Here is an 18,861-nt window from a genome sequence, read left to right as displayed (position 1 = left end):
ATCATAGCCGCGCAGGGATCGGCCGATCCCTGCGCAGAACGCGGGGCGCGGCGCGGCGCGCCGCGATGCGCAGTCGCAGACATCAGCGCCTGCGACCACGCACAACGCATCACTTGCGCTCGAAGAACTCGTGATAGGCCTTGGATTTGCCTTCCGGCGACTTGCCCACACCATTGCGGATCAGCGTCTTGCCGTCGGCAGAAAACGTCCAGAATTCGCCCACGATCACGTCGTCGTCCTTCATCTTGAGGATCTGGTAGGTATCGGCACCGGTCTTGCTCACCGCGATCTGGTTGAAGCGCGCCTGCTCGTTGAGTGGGCTGGGTTTGCCATCGAGCGTGGTGACGTAATCGACCTTGTACGGGGTGGCCGGGCGAGTGGTGTTGATGGAGTGGTATTCGATGCGGTTGTCGGAGAACTGCACGTTGATGGTCAGGCGCATGCCCTTGGGAAACTTGCCGTCGCTCCAGTTGGATTTGGATTCCACCAACGTCCAGGCGCCATCGTGCGGATCGGCCGCGAATGCGGTGGAGGTAGCGGTCAGCGTTGCGATGGCGAACAAGGCGGTGGTCAGAAAGGTGCGCATGGGCAGTGTCCTTGGATGCTGGGATGTCAGGCGGTGATGCCGGGTGGCGGCTTCAGGTGGGGCCATCGTCGGAAGGCGATGATCAGAAGTCGGTGCGTGATTCCAGGTGTTGTTCGACCTGCTCGCGGGTGGTCCACAAGGTGCGGAACTCGCCCTTGGATAGCAGCTGTAGCTGGTCGCTGATGTGTGCCGAGCCGGGCTGGCTGGCATTGCCGTAACTCATCAAGCCTTTGGCCTTGATGGGCGTGGAAAACTCCACCAGCGAGACCCAGGTTTCGCCGTGTTGCGGCAGGCGTTGGCCATCGGCATTGGGCGGGTTCCAGGTGATCACATCGAACGCGCCGAGATTGCCGAAACCGCCGCGGCCAGGCACATCGACCTCGCCCAGATGGAAGCGCGACACCTCGCCGTAGGGCCGATCAATCGCGCCATAGGTCTTCTTGGTGCTGGCGACGGCCTGCTTGAGTTGACGCAGCGCCAACGCCGGGTCCTTCAAGCCGCTGGGTGTGGTCAATGGCGCGGCCAACGACCACGGCGTGGCGTAGCCGGCTTGCGAGAGGTAACGCGCATCGCCGGTGAACAAGCGCGCCCATTCCTCGAACAACAACGCGCCGCGGCTGTCGGTTTCGAAGTGGCGGTCCCAGGCCTTGAGCACGTTGATCGCAGCGAGGATGTCCGGGTCGGTACTGTCTGCGGCGGCAGCGTACAGCTGCGGCAACGTGCGATCGGCCGCCAGCGCCTGCGCGGTGCGCTTGAGCGCGACGAACTGGTCGAAGTCGATCTTGTCGTGCTCGGCCAGCATCTTTACCGAGTTCTGCGCACGCAGCGACATCGGCCCGACCGGTGCGACATACGCGGGAAATGCGCTCGGTTCCAGCACGCGCGGCCAGCTCGCCAGCCACGGCGGGTCGTTGGTGTTCTGCACGAAACCACCGGCCGGGTTGATCACCTTGGGCAGCTCGTCGTAGCCGTGCACCTCGCGCCACAACGTGGCTGCGGTATCGCCAGGCACCAGCCCGCTCCAATACTTCAAATCGCCCTGCGCATGCTTGGGCAGGATGCCGTTGTCCAGGAACAGCACGTTGCCGGCCTTGTCCGCATAGACGATGTTGAACATCGGCACCTGCAGCTGTTTCAGCGCGCGCTGGAACTGCGCAAAGTCCTGCGCCTTGCCCATGTCCCAGTACTGCTTGAGCATGTCGGGGCGATCCAGGCCGGCCACGCGCAGCGCCACGGTGGCTCCGTCGTAGCGCTCGAACACCGGGCCATGCACGCTCTGGCGAATTTGCAGCGCCCCTTCCTTCAGCGCGCCATCGGCCTGGCGGATCTTCAGCGTTTTGGTCTCACGCTTGAACGGCAGCACCTTGCCGTCCAGCAGATAGCCATCGCCCGATAACGTGAGTTTGTAGGTGGTCTGGCCGAGCAAGGTATTCACCGTGTTGGTGAAACCCAGCTGCTTGTTGAAACCAAAACGCAGGATCGGCAGGCCCACCTGGGTGGCGCCATACAGATCGACGCCCGGCCCGTTGAGATGCGCTTCGTAATAGGTGAAAAAGCCGCTGCCCCACGGCAGATGCGGGTTGGCCAGCAGCATGGCGTGGCCGTCGCGGGTCTTCTTGGGCATCACCGCCCAGGCGTTGGAGCCGTCGCGGGCCTGGCCGTCCTTGGGCGGCTCGCCCAGCACTTTTGCAGGCGAGGCGATGTAGACGTAATTCATCAGCCGGTGCGCATGCGCCACCACGTCCATGCCGGTGATCGGCAGCACCACCTTGACCTCTGCGTCCAAGGCATCCGGGTGTGCGGCGGCGTAATCGTTGATGCCTTGCGCGAATGCGTCCAGATCGGCGCGAAAGCCCGGATCCTGCTGCCGGTACCACTGCTGCGCGCGCGCGTAGACATCGTTGGTGGCCAGCCAGCGATCCTGTTCGGCGTATTTGTCGCCCCAGTATTCGGCGGCGCGGCCGCGCGCTTCGCCATAGAGATGCAGCAGCAGATTGCCGTGGCTGTGCGTTTGCGCCCAACCGAAGCCGTAGAAGGTGCCGGCCTCGGTCTTGGCGTAGACATGCGGCACGCCGTAGTGGTCCCACAGGATCTCGCCTGTGTCTTTACCACTGCTGGCGAGTACCGCCATCGGGGCGCATGCCAGCGCGATCAACAGCAACCCTGCGTAGGTGAAAGCGCTGCGCGAACGCACCCGCATCAAAGACAATTGCGGCACTGGATCACTCCTCAAAAGGTGTACGTCAACTTGGTGTAATAGGACCCGCCGGTGAAGCCATACGGCACGCTGGTCACATAGAAACCGCTACCGGTACTGGCGACCACGCCGATGTTTTTCGGGTATTGGTTGAACAGGTTGTTGGCGCCGAGCGTCCAGGTGATGCGATCGGACAGTGCGTAGGACGCCTCCAGATCGGTGATCCATTTGGCCGGCACGTGCTCGTCGTTGGCCGGGTTGTTTTCCAGCACGTCGAAACTGCCGAAGCGGTTGACGCGCACGTTGAGCGCAAACCCGCCGATTACCCAATTGCCGCCCAGCAACAACTTGCTGCGCGGGGTACGCGACAGATAGCCGCGCGAGGCGCGGTCGAACAATTCGTAGCCGGCGCCCAGCGAGTCCAGCGCGGCCGGGTTGTCGGCGATGCGGGTGATCTCGGTTTTGTTGTAGTTGTAGCCCAGGTTCCAGTTGACCTGGCCCCAGTCGCCGGCCTCCATGCGCCAGGTGGCCACCACGTCCACGCCTTCGGTGCGGGTGTCGATGGCGTTGGTGAAGTACTGCGCGCTGTCGACCCCGGACACGCCGGCGCGGGTGAGCAGATCGGTGATCGCCGCACCGGTGATGTAGCCGGTCATGCCGATGCGATCGTCCAGATCGATGCGGTAGGCGTCCACGGTGAGGCTGAGCGCGCGGCGGGGGTTGTAGGTGAAGCCGATGCTGGCGTTGGTGGATTCTTCCGGCTTCAGCGGTTCGGCGCCGAGTGCGAGCGCGGCGGGGGAATCCACCGGCAGCGTCTTGGCCAGGAACAGTTCGCGATCGCCGTTATCCAGCGTGCGCCAGCTGCTGTTGGTGGCCGCGTACAAGGCCTGCGCCAATGCCGGCGCGCGGAAGCCGGTGCTGGCCGCGCCCCGCAGCGCGAAGGTAGGCGTGATGGCCCAGCGCGCGGTGAACTTGCCCACCGCGGTATCGCCGGCCGAATCGTCGAAGCGCTCGTAGCGGCCGGCCAGGCCCAGCGACACGTTGTCGGCCACGTCCCAGGTCAGGTCGACATAGGCCGCGCCGCTGTTGCGATGCAGGCTGCCGGCTTCGTCGGGCTGGAAGGTGATCGCACCCTGCGCGCCGGGCGGCGGCGCCTGCCCGGCACGCGGATGGCCGGCCGGGAACACGTAGTCGCCAGCCGCATACGCCGCCTGCTCGCCGGCCTGGATCTGGTATTTTTCGTAGCGGTGCTGCACGCCCAGCGATACCTGCAGCGGGCGTTCGGCCAGTTGCAGGCCGCGGGTGATGTCCAGGCTGGTGGTCCAGTCGGTGGAGGTCAGCTGGCCTAGATAGAACGCGGTGGGGCTGGTTGGCCCCAGGCTGGCATTGAGCGTGTGCAGCCCGTCGCGTTCGGAGGCGTTGCTGCCGTAGCTGGTGGCCAGGTCCCAATCCCACTCGCCCCACAGGCCCTTGATGCCGGCAGTGAACTCGTAATCGGTCTCGTCGATACGCAGGCGCGGGCTGTACCCGTCCGGGTAAATCTCCTGCAGGGTGTTGTTGGCGTTGGGATTGCGGAACGACCATTCCAGGTCGCTCAGGCGGCGGCTGTAGGTGGCGTAGGAATAGCCGCGCAGGTCGCCGCCCAGGCCGAGTTCGGCGTTGTAGGACAGGTTGGCGCCCTTCTGCCAGGGCTGGCCGAAGTTGCGCGTGATCAACCGGTCGGCGGCGGCCTCGCGCGGGTCCGGCTGGCCGTTGACCGGGTAGTACAGCCGGTAATTGTCGGCCACCGGCACTGCGCGGTTGGAGGTCTGTTGATAGCGGGCGTCGGCGGCCAGATAGACGAAGCCGTCGCTGCCCAGTGCCAGGCCCTTGCCGATGCTGGCGCTGCTGCTGTCGCCATCGGCGCGGTCGATGTTCTGGCCCCACAGGATGTCGGCCTTGCCGCCGTCGGCATCGGATTTGAGAAGGATGTTGATGACGCCGGCGATCGCGTCCGAGCCGTATTGCGCGGCGGCGCCGTCGCGCAGCACTTCGATGTGGTCCACCGCCGAGACCGGGATCAGGCTCATGTCCACCGGCACCGAACCGCGCCCGACGATGCCGGCGATGTTGATGCTGGCGGTGCGATGGCGGCGCTTGCCGTTGACCAGCACCAGGGTGTGATCCGGGTTGAGCCCGCGCAGCCCGCCGGTGGCGATCACATACGAGGTGCCGTTGCCGGATTTGGCCGGCGCATTGAACGAGGGCACCAGATCGTTGAGCGCCGACAGCAGGCCCGGGCGGCCGGTCTTTTCCAGTTCTGCCGCGCCGATCACATCGATCGGGGTGGGACTTTCGGTGACGGTGCGTTGCACGCCGCGCGCGCCGGTGACCACCACCGCATCCAGATTGCCGACTGCCGCGTCTGCGGGCGGCGCGGCGGCGGGTGCGTCCACTTGTGCATAGCCCACGCCGGGATGGCCGTGCAAGGCGGCGGTCATCGGCTGCGCCGAGGCCAGCGTGATGCGCTCGCCGTCGTCTTCGACCACGCTCAAGCCGGTGCCGGTCAATAATTGCCGCAGCGCTACTCGCGATTCCAGCGTGCCCTGCACGGCCGGCGTGCGCACCTGCTGCAGATATTCGCCCGGTGCCACGATCTGCACGCCGGCCTGCCGCGCGAATTCGGGCAATGCCACCACCGCGTTGCTCTCCGGTAGCGAGAACGTGCGCCCCTGCGGTGAGGCGGCCAACGCATGGCCCGCTGCCATCATCGCCACGGCCGTGCCGATGGCCTTGCTCAAACGCCTTGTTGCTGCCTGCATCACTGTTCTCCGCGGGCGCGCGTGCGCCGCTGTTTGATCGCTGTCACCGTTGCTGTCTGGCTCCCCTGTGTGTTGGATGCGTCGCCGCCGCTTTTCCGCCATGGACATCGCAGGTGCTGGCGGCAGCGCTGCCGATCGATCCGCATCACTGCGCGATTGCCCCGCGCAGATGGATGCCGCCACGGGTGCGTTCGATCTGCAGGCCCATGCTCAGTGCGACAGAGCGCGCGAAGCCTTCCGGATCGTTGGCCGAGTACAGGCCGACCACAGTGCGTCGCGCCACCGCGGGGTCGTCGATCAGGATGCGCATGTCGTTGTAGCGAGCGAATTCGGCCGCGGCCTGCGCCAGCGTGTCGCCATCGAAGGCGATCATGCCGTCGCGCCAGACCAGCAACTGCTGCACGCGTTGCGCATCCAGCGGCTGCAGCTGCACTGCCCGCGTCGGGCTGACCATCGCCAGCATGTTGGCTGCCACCCGTTGCGGTGCGCGCTGGTCGGCATCCACTTCGACGGTGCCTTCGCGCACGAGGACCTTGACTGCATCGTCCTGGCGGCGGCGCACGCTGAAGCTGGTGCCGACCGCGCGCACTTCCGAGCCGGCCGCCATCACCACGAACGGGCGATGGCGGTCCTTGGCCACGTCGAACAAGGCCTCGCCACGCAGCAGCTGGATCTGACGCCGGTCGGCGCGGTATTCCACCACCACTTCCGAGCCGGAGTTCAGCGTCACTGCCGAGCCGTCTGCCAGCGGCAGCCGCAGCACCTCGCCGATGCGGGTGAGGTGATGGCCGCTACCGGGCGCTGCATTGCCCGGCGCGCCATGTCCAGGGACGGACTGCTGCAATGCCAGCATGCCGGTGGCCGCAGCGACCACGCTGGCAGCGAGTGCGGCCAGCCAGGTGGCGCGTCGATGCATGCGCCGTGCCTGCGTCGCTTCGGCGGTAAAACCCTGGCCCAACGCACGCGCGCGATCGAAATGCAGATGCACCGCGTGCGCACGTGCATACGCACCGCGATGGCGCACGTCTTCGGCCAACCAACGGTCGCGCTGTACGCGCTCGGCCGGCGTGAGCCGGTCGCCGTCCTCGCGTCCCACCCAGGCGGCGGCAATGTCGTCGATGGTGCGCATGCTCAGCTGCCGCGTTGCGGGTCGGCGAGGCGCGTGGGCAGCGCATCGTGTGCGGCGGCCGGTGCGCAGACGCGGGTGCGGCCCATGCGGGCCATCAGCAAACGCAATCCCTTCACGATGTGTTTTTCCACGGTGTTCTCGCTGATTCCGAGCCGCGCGGCGATTTCGCGCTGCGACAGTCCATCGACCTTACGCAGCAGAAATACCTGGCGGCATTTGTCCGGCAGTGCCGACAGCGCTTCGCCGATACGGCGCAGCTCCTGACCGGCAATGGCGTGGCGCTCGGGTGAGCGCTCGTCCTGTGTGATGTCCAGGCGCTCGATTTCCGCCACGCTTTCGATCGAAACGATCCTGGCGCGGCGCACCTGCTGCAACAGCACCGACTGCGCGGCGGTGAACAGATAGGCGCGCGGGTTGGCGATATGGGCCACCTCGCCCAGCCCGGCCAGGATGGCGTAGGTTTCCTGGATGACATCGTCGCAATCGACGTTGCCGGGCGCGTGCTTGCGCAGCCAGCGCCGCAGCGCCGGCTCGTGCGGCAGGATCTGCGTCGCCAGCCAGGCGGCGCGCTGGGAATCGATGGCCGGCATCTAGGGCGCGGCCTGTGCGGTGCCAGCACGCTGGGGTGAGGACGTCATTGCATTCTCCGAGTGTCGAGCCGATCCCCTGCTCCCATCTCAACGATGGATCAGCGGCGCGGATCCGCCATTGCGTCTGACGGGTGGGGTGGCGTTGTGGCGCTACCCGCGCAGCGATTGCGGCGTGTGCGGCTGTACGCGCTGTCTGCCAGGCCGGCCACGCTGCGTGCGTTCTCCGAGTGTCGAGGGAGCGCGATGCGGAGCGGCGGCCACGCGATCGCGCGCGTGCCGGCATGCGCCACGTATAAGGTGCGCAGCCACGCCGAACCGAAAACCTGAAACCGCTGCGTTTTGCAGGCGCCATACGCCTGCCGCCAGGCATGAGGCGCGCGCTACAACTCGCCCAGCCCCGGCGGATTGGTCTGCGAACGCGGCACCGCTTCTTCGGCCAGGTTCCAGCGCGCCAGCGCCTTGGCATACAGGCCGCTGTCGATCTGCACGTTGATCGCCTGGGTGATCGCCTCGGCCAGGCCGCTGCCCTTGCGCGTGGTCACCGAAATGGCCGCCGCCTGCGGCCACCCACCGGGGAACAGCCCTACCCGGCGCACCTTGCCGTCGCGCGCGGCATAGGCGCCGGTGGCATTGGGCTCGAACGAGACATCGGCGCGCCCGGTGATCACCGCCAACCGCCCCACCACCGCATCGTCGAAATACTGAAACTCCACCGGTTTCAGTCCCGCCGCGACATTGCGCGCATCCCAGTGGCGCAGGATCTGGTCCTGATTGGTGCTGGCGCCCACCACCACCTTCAACCCGGCCACATCGCTGGGTCGGGTGATCTGTTTGATCGGCCCATCGCTGCGCGTGTAGATGCCAAGCAGGTCGTAGCGGTAGCTGGAAAAATCGAACTTCTGCTTGCGCAGCTCGGTGACAGTGACATTGGCGATCACCGCGTCGTACTTGCCAGATTCCAGCCCCAGCGGCCAGTCCGCCCATGCCACCGGCACCAGATTCAATTGCAGCCCCAGCGCGGTCGCGACCAGACGCGCGATGTCCGGCTCCACGCCGATCACCTGCTTGCCATCGGCGGCGTAGTCGCCCAGCGGCAACGCTGCCGCCACGGTGGCCACGGTCAGCGCGCCGGGTTTGACGAAGCGATGGCCGGCCGGCAGCAGGGCGATGGCGGCCTGGTCCGGCGGTGCCTGCAGCGGCGGCAGTTCGGTGGCGGCGGGTTTGCGCGTGGTGGCCTGCGCCTCATTGGCCGGCTTGCGCGTCAACAGGATCGCAGCGATGCCGATCGCCAGCACCACCACGATGGCGGCAATGTTGAACAGGCGGCGGCGGGACGCGGGGGGCTGGGTCATGCGGACATCCTTGAGAAGGTGCTACTTGGAAAAGTCGCGCTTGAACCGGTGGTGCCCGCAAACGCGATGTGCGGAAAGGCGTTGCTTGAACCGCCCGTCATCAGCGCGCGATGGCCCGGCACGCAAGCTGCAGCGCGGCGCGCACTCACAGCACCTTGGCCAGGAACTCGGCGGTACGCGGATGCGCCGGCGCGCGGAACAGGCGCTCCGGTGGCGCGGCTTCGACCACCCGGCCGCGTTCCATGAACACCACGCTGTCGGCCACGCGGCGCGCAAAGCCGATCTCATGGGTGACGATCACCAGCGTGGTGCCCGAGCGCGCCAACTCTTCGATCACTTCCAGCACTTCGTTGACCAGCTCCGGGTCCAGCGCCGAGGTGGGTTCGTCGAACAGCAGCACCTTCGGCCGCAGCGCCAGCGCGCGCGCGATCGCCACGCGCTGTTGCTGCCCACCGGAGAGCTGACGCGGATACGCATCCAGCTTGTCGGCCAGACCCACACGGGCCAGCAACGCCTGCGCCTGCAGGTGCGCCTGTTCGGGCGCGATGCCGCGCACCGCGATCGGCGCTTCCATCACGTTCTCCAGCGCGGTCAGATGCGGGAACAGGTTGAAGTTCTGGAACACCATGCCGATGTCGGCGCGGCGGCGGCGGATCTCTGCTTCGCGCAGTTCGTGCAGGCTGTCGCCAACGCGGCGATAGCCGACCAATTCGCCATCGACGGTGACATGCCCGGCATCCACGCGTTCCAGATGATTGATGGTGCGCAGCAACGTGGACTTGCCCGCGCCGGACGGGCCGATGATGGCGGTGACGCTGCCGGCGGGGAGCTCCAGGTCCACCGCATCGAGCACGCGCTGCTCGCCGTAGTGCTTGGTCACACCCTGGATCCTGACCACCGCACCGCGGCCCACCGCCACCGCATCGGCAACGGCATCGACGGCCGCCACCGGCTGCGTGGCTGCAATGGCCGAACGCTGCCACCAGGCGCGGCGGCGCGAGGGCAGTTCGCGCAATGCACCGCGTGCGAAGCGACGTTCCACCTGCGCCTGCAGCAACGACAGCAGGGTGAGAATCACCAGGTACCAGACCGTGGCCACCATCAGCAGCGGCACCACATCCAGGTTGCGCCGGTAGATCACCTGGATGGTGTAGAACAGCTCCGGCAACGCCAGGATGTAGACCACCGAGGTGCCCTTGGCGAGGTTGATCACATCGTTGAAGGCGCCCGGCAAGATGGTGCGCATCGCCTGCGGCAATACGATGCGTCGGATCTGCCGAACGCGCGGCAAGCCCAATGCCGCAGAGGCTTCGAACTGGCCCTGATCCACCGATAGAATGCCGCCGCGAATGATCTCTGCCGAGAACGCGGCCTGGTTCAACGACAAGCCCAGCACTGCGGCAGCGAACTGGCTGATCAACGCGGTGGTGGGATACGAAAACAGCGTGATGCCGGTGAACGGTACATCGAGGCTGATGGTGGCGTAGAGATAGCCCAGGTTGTTGAGCAGCAACAGCAGCACCAGCAGCGGGATCGAGCGGAACAACCACACATAGCCCCACGACACGCCGGCCAGTAACGGCGACCCCGACACGCGTGCCAGGGCGAGCACGGTGCCCAGTGCAAAGCCGAACAGCGTGCCCAGTGCAGTCAGCAGCAGCGTGCGGCCCAGCCCGGCCAGCACGGGTTCGGCGAAGAACCATTCGGCAAACACGTCCCAGCCCCAGCGCGGGTTGCCGAGCACCGATTGCAGCACCGCCAGGATCAGCAGGATCGCCACCAGCGTGCCGCCGGTCTGCAACGGATGCCGGGCCGGCACGATGCGCGGTGCACTGCGTTGCTCGCGCGTGGCTGCGGCGGTGCGGCGGTCGAGTTCGGGGAGGGTCTGACTGCTCATGGCGTCTGCGTCGAAAGGGAAGAAGGCCGCAGCGCGCGCACCGGCAGCGGCACCGGCAAGTGCTTTTCGAACGGCAGGTGCAACACGGTTTCCGGATCGGCCTGCTGGTCGTACAGCGCCGCGTAGCCGTGGGTCAGATACAGGTGCACAGCCTCGGGTTGGCGGAAGCCGGTGGTGAGATACACGCGCCGGTACCCTTGTCGTATCGCCTGGGCTTCCAGCTCTTCCAGCACGCGCCGCGCGATGCCCTGGCGGCGTAGATCGTCGCGCGTCCAGATGCGTTTGAACTCGGCGGTATCGGCATCGTGGTGCCGCATGAACGCGCCGCCGCCGATGGTCTGACCATCGCGCAGCAACAGCACGAAGGCACCGTGCGGCGAGGCGAAGGCTTCGGCCGGGTAGCGCAGCAACTCATCGCGCGCACTGCCGCCGATACGCCGGATCACATCGTGATAGCGGTTGCTGTATTCGCGCTCCAGGCCAACGAACAGCGGCTGCGCGCGCGGGTCGTGCACGGAGGTGTAGAGGAACTGCTCGCTCATGCCAGTGCCCGCTGTGCAGTGACGTCCGCCTCGATGCTGAGAAAGCGCTCGGTCAGCCGCACCCAGTAGCTGGCGGCCGGTGCGATCACCGCATCGTTGAACACATAGCGCGGGCTGTGCAGCGAGGCGCTATCGCCATTGCCGACAAACAAAAAGCTCCCTGGGCGCTGCTGCAGCAAGAACGCGAAGTCCTCGCTCGCAGTGCGCGGCGCCAGCCCGGCCACCACGCCATCGGCGCCGAACAATTCCACGGCGGTGTCGCGGGCGAATGCGGTTTCGGCGGCATGGTTGATCACACTGGGAAATCCCAAAGGGAAGTCGATCTGCACCTGCGCGCCGAAACTGGCGGCGATCGCTTCGGCCAATGCCGGAATGCGTTGGCGCAGGGTCTCGCGCACCTGCGGCAGAAACGCGCGCACGGTGAGCTTCAAGTCCACGCTGTCGGGGATCACATTGGCGGCTTTGCCGCCGTGGATCGAGCCGACCGTGATCACCGCCATCTCGCGCGGGTCCACATTGCGCGAAACGATGCTCTGCAACGCAGTGATCAGATGCGCGGCCACCAATACCGAATCCACCCCGGTCTGCGGCTCGGCACCATGGCCGCCCTTGCCGAGTACGCGGATCGACGCCCAATCCACCGAGGCCATCGCCGGACCATCGACAAAGCCCAGCCGCCCGGCCGGCACGCCGGGCCAGTTGTGCAGGCCGAAGATCGCATCGACCGGAAAACGCTCGAACAAACCATCGGCCAGCATGCGCGTCGCACCCGAGCCGGTTTCTTCGGCCGGCTGAAAGATCAGCTGCAAGGTGCCGTCGAAGCGGCCGTGTTTGGCCAGGTAATGCGCGGCCGCCAGCAGGATCGCAGTGTGGCCGTCATGTCCGCAGGCATGCATCAGGCCATGCGTGCCGCTGGCATAGTCCAACCCGGAATCCTCGGTGATCGGCAAGGCATCGATATCGGCGCGCAGGCCCAGCCGGCGCGTGCCGCTGCCGCGCACCAGCGTGCCGACCACACCGGTGCCACCGACGCCGGTGGTGACGGTGTAGCCCCAATCCGACAACAGCCCGGCAATGCGCGCACTGGTGCGGTGTTCTTCGAACGCCAGCTCCGGATGACGATGGAAGTCGTGCCGCAGCGCGATCGCTTCTTCGGCGAACGCGGCGATGCGGATGGACGGATGCGGATGGGTGCGTGCCGACAACACGGACATGGCCTGCTCTCTCAACCGGCTTTGCGCGCGGCATCGGCCACTGGCGCGTAACGGCTGGCCTTGTACGGCAACCCAAGATGATCGCGCAGCGTCACCCCTGGCGGCGTGCGTTGGAAATAGCCGCGCGCTTCCAGCACCGGCAACACCTGCGCCACGAAATCGTCCAGGCCCTGCGTCTGCACCGCGAACCCAAGAATGAAGCCGTCGCTGGCGCCGGCATCGAACCAACGGATCAACGCGTCGGCCACCTGCTCGCCGGTGCCGATGAACTGCGGCCGCGGGCTCACCGCTTCCAACGCCACCTGACGCAGCGTCAATGCCTGCATGCGCGCATCGTGTTTGATCTTGTCGGTGGTGGAGCGGAAGCTGTTGGCCCCGATGTCGCCCAGCTCCGGGAACGGCGCATCCAGGGCGTACTGGCTGAAATCGTGGTGATCGAAAAAGCGCCCCAGATACGCCAGTGCCTCGTCGATATCGGCCAGTGCGGCGATCTGCTGGTACTTGGCTTCGGCCTCTTCCGGTGTGTTGCCGACGATGGGGCCGATACCGGGAAAGATCTTGACGTCGGCAGCGCTACGGCCATGCGCGATCGCCGCATTCTTCACTCGCTGCGTAAACGCACGCGTGTCTTCCAATGACGGCGCATGGGTGAATACCGCATCGGCATATTTGCCGGCCAGGCCGATGCCATCGTCGGAAGCGCCGGCCTGAAAGATCACCGGCTGCCCCTGCGGCGAGCGCTGGATGTTCAACGGCCCTTCGACCTGGAAGAAGCGCCCCTTGTGGTCGAGACGACGGAACTTTTCTGCATCGAAAAACGCACCGCCCACGCGGTCGCGCACGAACGCAGCGTCGTCCCACGAATCCCACAAGCCCTGCACCACCTCCAGGTATTCGTCGGCAATCTGATAGCGCAGCGCATGCTCGGGATGGGCGCGGCTGTAGTTGCGTGCCGAGCCTTCCAGCGGCGAGGTCACCACGTTCCAGCCGGCACGTCCGCCGCTGATCAGATCCAGCGAGGCGAACTGCCGCGCCACGGTGAACGGGTCGCTGTAGGAGGTGGACAAGGTGCCGGCCAAACCAATCGTCGTGGTGGCGGTGGCCAGCGCCGACAGGATGGTGATCGGTTCGAAACGATTGAGAAAATGCGGAATCGATTTCTCGTTGATGTACAGCCCGTCGGCGACGAAGGCGAACGCGATCCCGCTGGCTTCGGCCTTGCGTGCGATGGCGATGTAATACGCCAGATTGACGCTGGCATCGGCAGGCACGGACGGGTGCTTCCAGGCGTTCATATGACCACCGGCGCCTTGCAACATGATGCCGAAGGGAATGGGACGTGGCGTGGTACTCATCGCGGCAATCCTTGTGGAATAGGGGACTTCGGTAGCGCGGTCGATGGCAGTGCGGCGCTGACCGCGCGCTTGGGCATCAGCATCACGACAATGCGTGCTCGGCAATGGGTTGCGCCACGCTGCGAGTCGCTGCATCGCGGACGCTCAGTGCAGCCGTGTGTGGTGCGCTACGTGCGAGCAATTCCAGCGAGGTACGGCGTGCCTGTGCATCGGCCACCGGTGCATCGATGACGAACTCGCCCACGCCGAAGCGGCGATGCAGCAGTTCCAACTGCGCGTGCACCTGCTCGCCAGTGCCGGACAACACGCTGGGGCGCAGTTCTTCCAGCCGGTAATCGCTCACGCCCACCTGGCGCGCGTATTCGGCAGCGGCTTCCGGATTGGGCAGGTTGACGCTCTGCCCGGCACCGAGCTGTACGCGATACAGCCGCAACGCACCGACATGCTGCGCGGCCGCTTCGGCCGTTTGCGCGGCAAACGCAACCACCGCCAGCAACGGCTGCAAGCTGCTGGCGCGCCGATACGCATCGAAGGCCCGTTCGATATGCGCGTGGTCGCCATCGAAGTGACCGGCATAGACGAACTGCCAACCCAATTGCGCAGCCAGGGTGGCGCTTTCCGGGCTGGCACCGAGCAAAAAGCGCTGCGGCGCCTGCGCCGGGTGCGGTGTGGCAATGGCCGCCGCATGCGGATGCTCCGCCGGCAGCGTGTTCGACAGAAAACCTTCCAGATCGGTCAATTGCCGCGCAAAGTCGGCCGTGCCCAGGCGGCCATCGGCAAGCGCGCGGGTGGAGGCCGGCAAACCGCCCGGTGCCTTGCCCACGCCCAGGTCCACGCGGTCCGGCGCCAGCGTGGCCAGCAGGTTGAACAATTCGGCCACCTTGTACGGCGCGTAGTGACGCAACATCACCCCGCCGGTGCCGACTCGGATACGCGCGGTCTGCGCCAGCACATAAGCCGCCAGCACTTCCGGTGCAGGGCTGGCCAGTTGGGTGGTGGCGTGATGCTCGGCAAACCAGTAACGGTGATAGCCCAGCGCTTCGGCCAGCTGCGCCAATGCCACGCTATCGCGTAGCGCCTGCGCCGCAGTGCCGCCGTCGGGGATGTAGCTCTTGTCGAGAATGCTGAGGAGATAGCTCATGGCCCTGCCGCGTTGGAAGAAGAGGACTGCCGCCAGCGCGACGTGTCGGTGATTGCGTGGGTGAGTTCGAGCGCGTTGCGATCGATTGCCCAGGTGTTGGCGCCGGTTGTCAGGGATGCAGCTGCGGAATCGCGTACAACTCCGCCAACGTGGCAAGGATCGGTTCGCTGCCGGAGACGTATTGGCGTGTGGCGTGCTCACCGCTTGCATGGGTGCTGTGCACACCGGAAGGCAGCACCAGCTTGGGCAGCGATTGATCGCTCTCGCCGACCAGGCCGATCACATCGCGACGCGGCCGCGGAAAGCCGACCCGGCGCACTTCCAGCCGGTCGCGCAATCCATCGATGCCCGACAGCGCGCCTTCCAGCAACAAGCCATGCCGACAGAAAAACCGCTGCCCGGCAAAACTGGGATCTTCGAAATCGTGTTCCAGCAACAACAAGATCGGTTTGGACGTCGATAGATCGGACGTGGACAAAGCAGACATGGGGGTGGCGTCCTCGCTACGTGGAAGCATCGACACCAAGGCGATGCGTGGTGTTTCCAGCCTAGTGACCGCCAGCGCGCAGATCGCGCCAGAAATCGACAATGTCCGGTCAGATGCGGCCAGCGAAATGGCCGTTGGCAATGACCTGACTGCTTTGAGTTATGCATGCGACAGAAGCCGATCGCGCGCCCAGGCGAAAAGTGGCGCGCGTCACGCGTCGGAACGCGCGCGACAAGAGCGTGAGGTGGTGGTTGTCTTGGGAGGATTTGGACGCTGTGTGTGCGTTGATTGCAGAGCGGGTGATCTGCGGCTTGGATGCAGGGCCCTTGCCCGCTCACCATCGCGGGACACGCTGCAAGTACGTCCATGTAAGCTCTTACGCGGCATCCATGCCGCGTAAGGTCCCGCGACGGTGAGCGGGCAAGGACCAGTCGAGAGTGTCGGTCTGCATGGTTGCAAGCAAGGCATGACGTGCGTTGCTGGATGACGGCGCGTCCGATCAGTGTGCAAATGCAAGCCGAGCAACGGACAAGCTTTTAAGAAAACTACCGACCAACTCTCTGGTGCGGTGTCCTCGCCGCTTGCGGGACCGTGTGGCGGCATGGATGCCGCCACCGAGCCCCCAGGGACGGGTTCACGGCGTGTCCTGCAAGCGGTGAGGGCACCGCGCCCTCGACCGACTCAGCTTTCGACTACATCTAAACCCAGCTACGACTCCAATCTCCGTTGTGCTGTGTCTCGAAGTAATCGAGCCTTGTGAACAGGTCTCTTGCAAGGCGAATGATCCGTAGCTTGGCCACAGCTCCCTCAACCAACGCGACGTGAGAACATCCAAACGGCACCTGATGCAGACGGCGTCAGAAGCGATAGTTGATGCGGCCAAACCAATACGTCCCCACGGTGCCGAGCACGTCGCCGTATTCGTAGGTGAAGGTGGTGCTGGCGCGCTGGCTGGCGTTATGCGCGGCCTCGGGAATCTTGCGTGTGCGCTTGTCGCCGAGGTTGTCCACACCGGCATCCACGCTCCAACCATTACCAATTGTGTAGCTACCACTGAGATTGCTCACCAACACCGGGCTCAACTGATATTTTTGCCCGTTGGTCAGCCGCTTGAGTGGGCCCAGATAGTTGAGATTGAGGTTGGCGCTCCACCGCCCCTGACTCCACGACACGCCGGCCACCTGGGTGTAGATGGGCGAGCGATGGCGCAACGCATACTCGCTGGTTTCGGTGAGCAGGCCGATGTTGGGCAAGCCCTGCAGCGCACCCGGCACACCGCGTACCTGAGTGATTTCGGTGCGCCCGGCGTTGGCCGCATAGGTGTAACGCAGACGTCCCCAGTCGGTGTCTTGGGTGGCTTCCAGCGTGAACTCCACCCCGCGCGTGCGGGTGTCGCCAATGTTGGTGAAGTAACTCACGTAATACGCCTCGCCCGACGGAATGGCGATACCGGCGCTGCCCAACAAGCCATTGATGGTGGCCTGTTGCGCAGCGCTCAATGGGCTGTTGCCGTAGTCGACCACGTTGGCTGGATCCAGCGCGTTGTAACCGATCTGGCTGGATTGCCCGAGCTGATCGCGGATGTCGATCTGATACACATCCAGTGCCGCATGCACATGTTGCACCGGATCGAAGGTCAGGCCCACGCTGTAGTTGCGCGCTTTCTCCGGGCGCAGATCGCTCGCGCCCAGCGCGCGCGCCACCGGCGAATCCACCTGCGCCACCAGCGTCGTTCCGCACGGGCAATTGCCGGTGACCTGGTAATAACGCGCGGCCAATCCCGGTGCATGAAAGCCGTTGCTCACCGTCGCACGCACGCCGATGCGATCGTTGACATCCAGGCGCGTGGACAGGCGCCCGGTGGTGACATCGCCGAAGTCGGAATGGTCTTCGTAACGCACCGCCGCATCCACGAACCAGCGCTCGGTGACATTGGCCGAGGCGCCCAGATACGCCGCCTTGCTGTTGCGCGTGGCATCGGCCGCATCGGCTGGTGCAAAGCCGATGAAAGCCGCCGCGCCGAAGCCGGTGTACGACTCCCATTGACCGGGATTGCGCCGATAATCTTCGTGCTGATATTCCAGCCCGGCGCTCAGCTCCACCGGCGAGGCCAGCGCCGGCAGCGCGATGGCGCGGCGCAGATCCAGATTCGCCAGTTGCTGCAGATAATCGACCTTGCCGTCATAGAAATCGGTCGGCGCGCCCGGATACGCCAGCGAGAAGTTGGCCGAATCGCGCGTGTAGGTGCGGATGGTGTCGCGGTTGTAGGTCACGCTGGCGTCGTAGTCCCAACCGGCCAGCGCGCCCTTGAATCCTGCAGTACCGTTGTACTGCTGCTCCTTGCTCTGGATCGATGGCGAGAACCCATCCGGCTGCACCGTCAGCACACCGGCCGCATCGTAGACACCGAAGATCGTCGCCGGCTGGCGGAAGTTCTGCGCCGCGCTGGCGGTGCGATCGCTGGCAGTGCCGGTGACATAGACCTGCAGCGCATCGCCCAGGCCGCGCCCTGCGTTCACTGCCGCACTGGTCAGCGCGTAATCGGCCGAACTGTAGATGCGGTTGGCCTGCGCATCGCGGCTGGCCTCGGCCGGGTTGCGCGTGGCGCCGGCCGGCAGGCGGTTGTAACTGCCGAGTGCGACCAGGCGGCCATCGGCGCCGATGGCCGGATAACTCAAATAGTCCGGTTGATAGGTCAATGGCCGGATCGCGCTGTGCTGGCGGGTGCGTTCGGCCGAGAGATTGACGAAGCCATCGTCGCCCCACGGCAGCCCCAGGTTGCCGCGCACGCTGGTGCGGCTGCCGTCGCCATCGCTGCTGCTGCCGCTCTCCAGCGAAGCACTCCCGCCGCTGGCCTGGGTCTTGAGCAGGATGTTGACCACACCGGCGATCGCATCGGAGCCATAGATCGCCGAAGCGCCATCGCGCAACACCTCCACCCGGTCGATCGCCGCGATCGGAATCAACGCCAGGTCGGCCCAGGCATGGCCGGGGAAGCCGCCACCATTGGCGCCGCTGACATAGGCGCTGGCGTTACGCCGTTTGCCGTTGATCAGCACCAAGGTGTAACCCGGCGACAGATTGCGTAGCTGATAGCCGCGCACCAGGCTTTCCTGGTCGCTCTGGTAGCCACCCACCTGGCTCAGTGACGGCAAGGTCCGTTGCAGTGCGTCCAACAGATTGCCCTGCCCGGTCGCCACCAACTCCTGCGCCGACACCACATCGATCGGGGTGGAACTGTTCTTGACCGTGCGCGTGCTGCTGCGCGAGCCGGTCACCAACACCGTGTCCAAGGTGGCGGCAGCAGCCGCAGGCGCATCGGCCGGCGCGGCATTGGCGGGATCGGACAACAACGGCGCTGCGAGCAGCAGCCACGGACGGAATCGGCGCATTGGAGGGCCTTGAACGGGATGCCGTCCATTCAAGGCGTTGCGCGCACCTGCCACCATCGGTGCGCACGACAACCGCTGGCAACATCGCGCCAGCCACATTTCCATTGGCGATGTGGTCACAACCACTGGTCACCACTGCAGGCAGCCTGCAGCGTCGCGACGCGCTGCAAACGCGGCC

General features: G+C 65.7%; 13 protein-coding genes. All 13 read right to left on the bottom strand.

Going from position 1 to position 18,861, the window contains the following annotated elements:
• Nucleotides 1–109: 109 nt before the first annotated feature.
• On the bottom strand, nucleotides 110–586 hold the full coding sequence (locus XcyCFBP4188_RS09760) for a hypothetical protein (RefSeq protein WP_023905845.1): 477 nt from the start codon (nucleotides 584–586) through the stop codon (nucleotides 110–112).
• 82 nt (nucleotides 587–668) lie between these two features.
• On the bottom strand, nucleotides 669–2,804 hold the full coding sequence (locus XcyCFBP4188_RS09755; protein WP_233397260.1) for an acylase: 2,136 nt from the start codon (nucleotides 2,802–2,804) through the stop codon (nucleotides 669–671).
• A gap of 11 nt (nucleotides 2,805–2,815) precedes the next feature.
• Nucleotides 2,816–5,584 (bottom strand): TonB-dependent receptor, encoded by a 2,769-nt coding sequence (locus tag XcyCFBP4188_RS09750; RefSeq protein WP_218972680.1) that lies wholly within the window; start codon nucleotides 5,582–5,584, stop codon nucleotides 2,816–2,818.
• Between the two features lie 145 nt (nucleotides 5,585–5,729).
• Nucleotides 5,730–6,713 carry a FecR family protein gene (locus XcyCFBP4188_RS09745; RefSeq protein ID WP_104592014.1) on the bottom strand — a complete coding sequence of 328 codons (984 nt, stop codon included), beginning with the start codon at nucleotides 6,711–6,713 and terminating at the stop codon, nucleotides 5,730–5,732.
• 2 nt (nucleotides 6,714–6,715) lie between these two features.
• On the bottom strand, nucleotides 6,716–7,303 hold the full coding sequence (locus XcyCFBP4188_RS09740; RefSeq protein ID WP_074056193.1) for an RNA polymerase sigma factor: 588 nt from the start codon (nucleotides 7,301–7,303) through the stop codon (nucleotides 6,716–6,718).
• A 380-nt stretch (nucleotides 7,304–7,683) separates the two neighbouring features.
• On the bottom strand, nucleotides 7,684–8,655 hold the full coding sequence (locus XcyCFBP4188_RS09735; protein ID WP_006453054.1) for an ABC transporter substrate-binding protein: 972 nt from the start codon (nucleotides 8,653–8,655) through the stop codon (nucleotides 7,684–7,686).
• 145 nt (nucleotides 8,656–8,800) lie between these two features.
• Entirely contained in the window at nucleotides 8,801–10,552 is a 1,752-nt protein-coding gene (locus XcyCFBP4188_RS23560; RefSeq protein WP_104592013.1) for an amino acid ABC transporter permease/ATP-binding protein, read from the bottom strand.
• A complete protein-coding gene (locus XcyCFBP4188_RS09725; protein WP_104592012.1) occupies nucleotides 10,549–11,094 on the bottom strand; it encodes a GNAT family N-acetyltransferase in 546 nt (181 codons plus the stop codon). The genes XcyCFBP4188_RS23560 and XcyCFBP4188_RS09725 overlap by 4 nt, the downstream gene beginning before the upstream one ends.
• A complete protein-coding gene (locus XcyCFBP4188_RS09720) occupies nucleotides 11,091–12,308 on the bottom strand; it encodes a M20 aminoacylase family protein (RefSeq protein WP_104592011.1) in 1,218 nt (405 codons plus the stop codon). Before XcyCFBP4188_RS09720 ends, XcyCFBP4188_RS09725 begins: the two co-directional genes overlap by 4 nt.
• Nucleotides 12,309–12,319: 11 nt before the next feature.
• Complete coding sequence (locus XcyCFBP4188_RS09715; protein WP_104592010.1) at nucleotides 12,320–13,663, bottom strand: LLM class flavin-dependent oxidoreductase; 1,344 nt, start codon at nucleotides 13,661–13,663, stop codon at nucleotides 12,320–12,322.
• An 82-nt stretch (nucleotides 13,664–13,745) separates the two neighbouring features.
• The gene (locus tag XcyCFBP4188_RS09710) at nucleotides 13,746–14,804 is read right to left on the bottom strand and encodes an MsnO8 family LLM class oxidoreductase (RefSeq protein ID WP_104592009.1); all 1,059 of its coding nucleotides are present in this window, start codon (nucleotides 14,802–14,804) and stop codon (nucleotides 13,746–13,748) included.
• Nucleotides 14,805–14,913: 109 nt separating this feature from the next.
• Nucleotides 14,914–15,291, bottom strand: coding sequence for a DUF3088 family protein (locus XcyCFBP4188_RS09705; RefSeq protein WP_167393523.1), 378 nt, complete (start codon nucleotides 15,289–15,291; stop codon nucleotides 14,914–14,916).
• Nucleotides 15,292–16,148: 857 nt separating this feature from the next.
• A complete protein-coding gene (locus tag XcyCFBP4188_RS09700) occupies nucleotides 16,149–18,683 on the bottom strand; it encodes a TonB-dependent receptor plug domain-containing protein (protein ID WP_104592008.1) in 2,535 nt (844 codons plus the stop codon).
• Nucleotides 18,684–18,861: the final 178 nt, after the last annotated feature.

This window comes from Xanthomonas hortorum pv. cynarae (assembly GCF_002939985.1).
GTDB lineage: Bacteria > Pseudomonadota > Gammaproteobacteria > Xanthomonadales > Xanthomonadaceae > Xanthomonas > Xanthomonas hortorum_D.
Note: the sequence above shows the minus strand (reverse complement) of the source record. Positions and strands in the feature narration are given on the sequence as shown.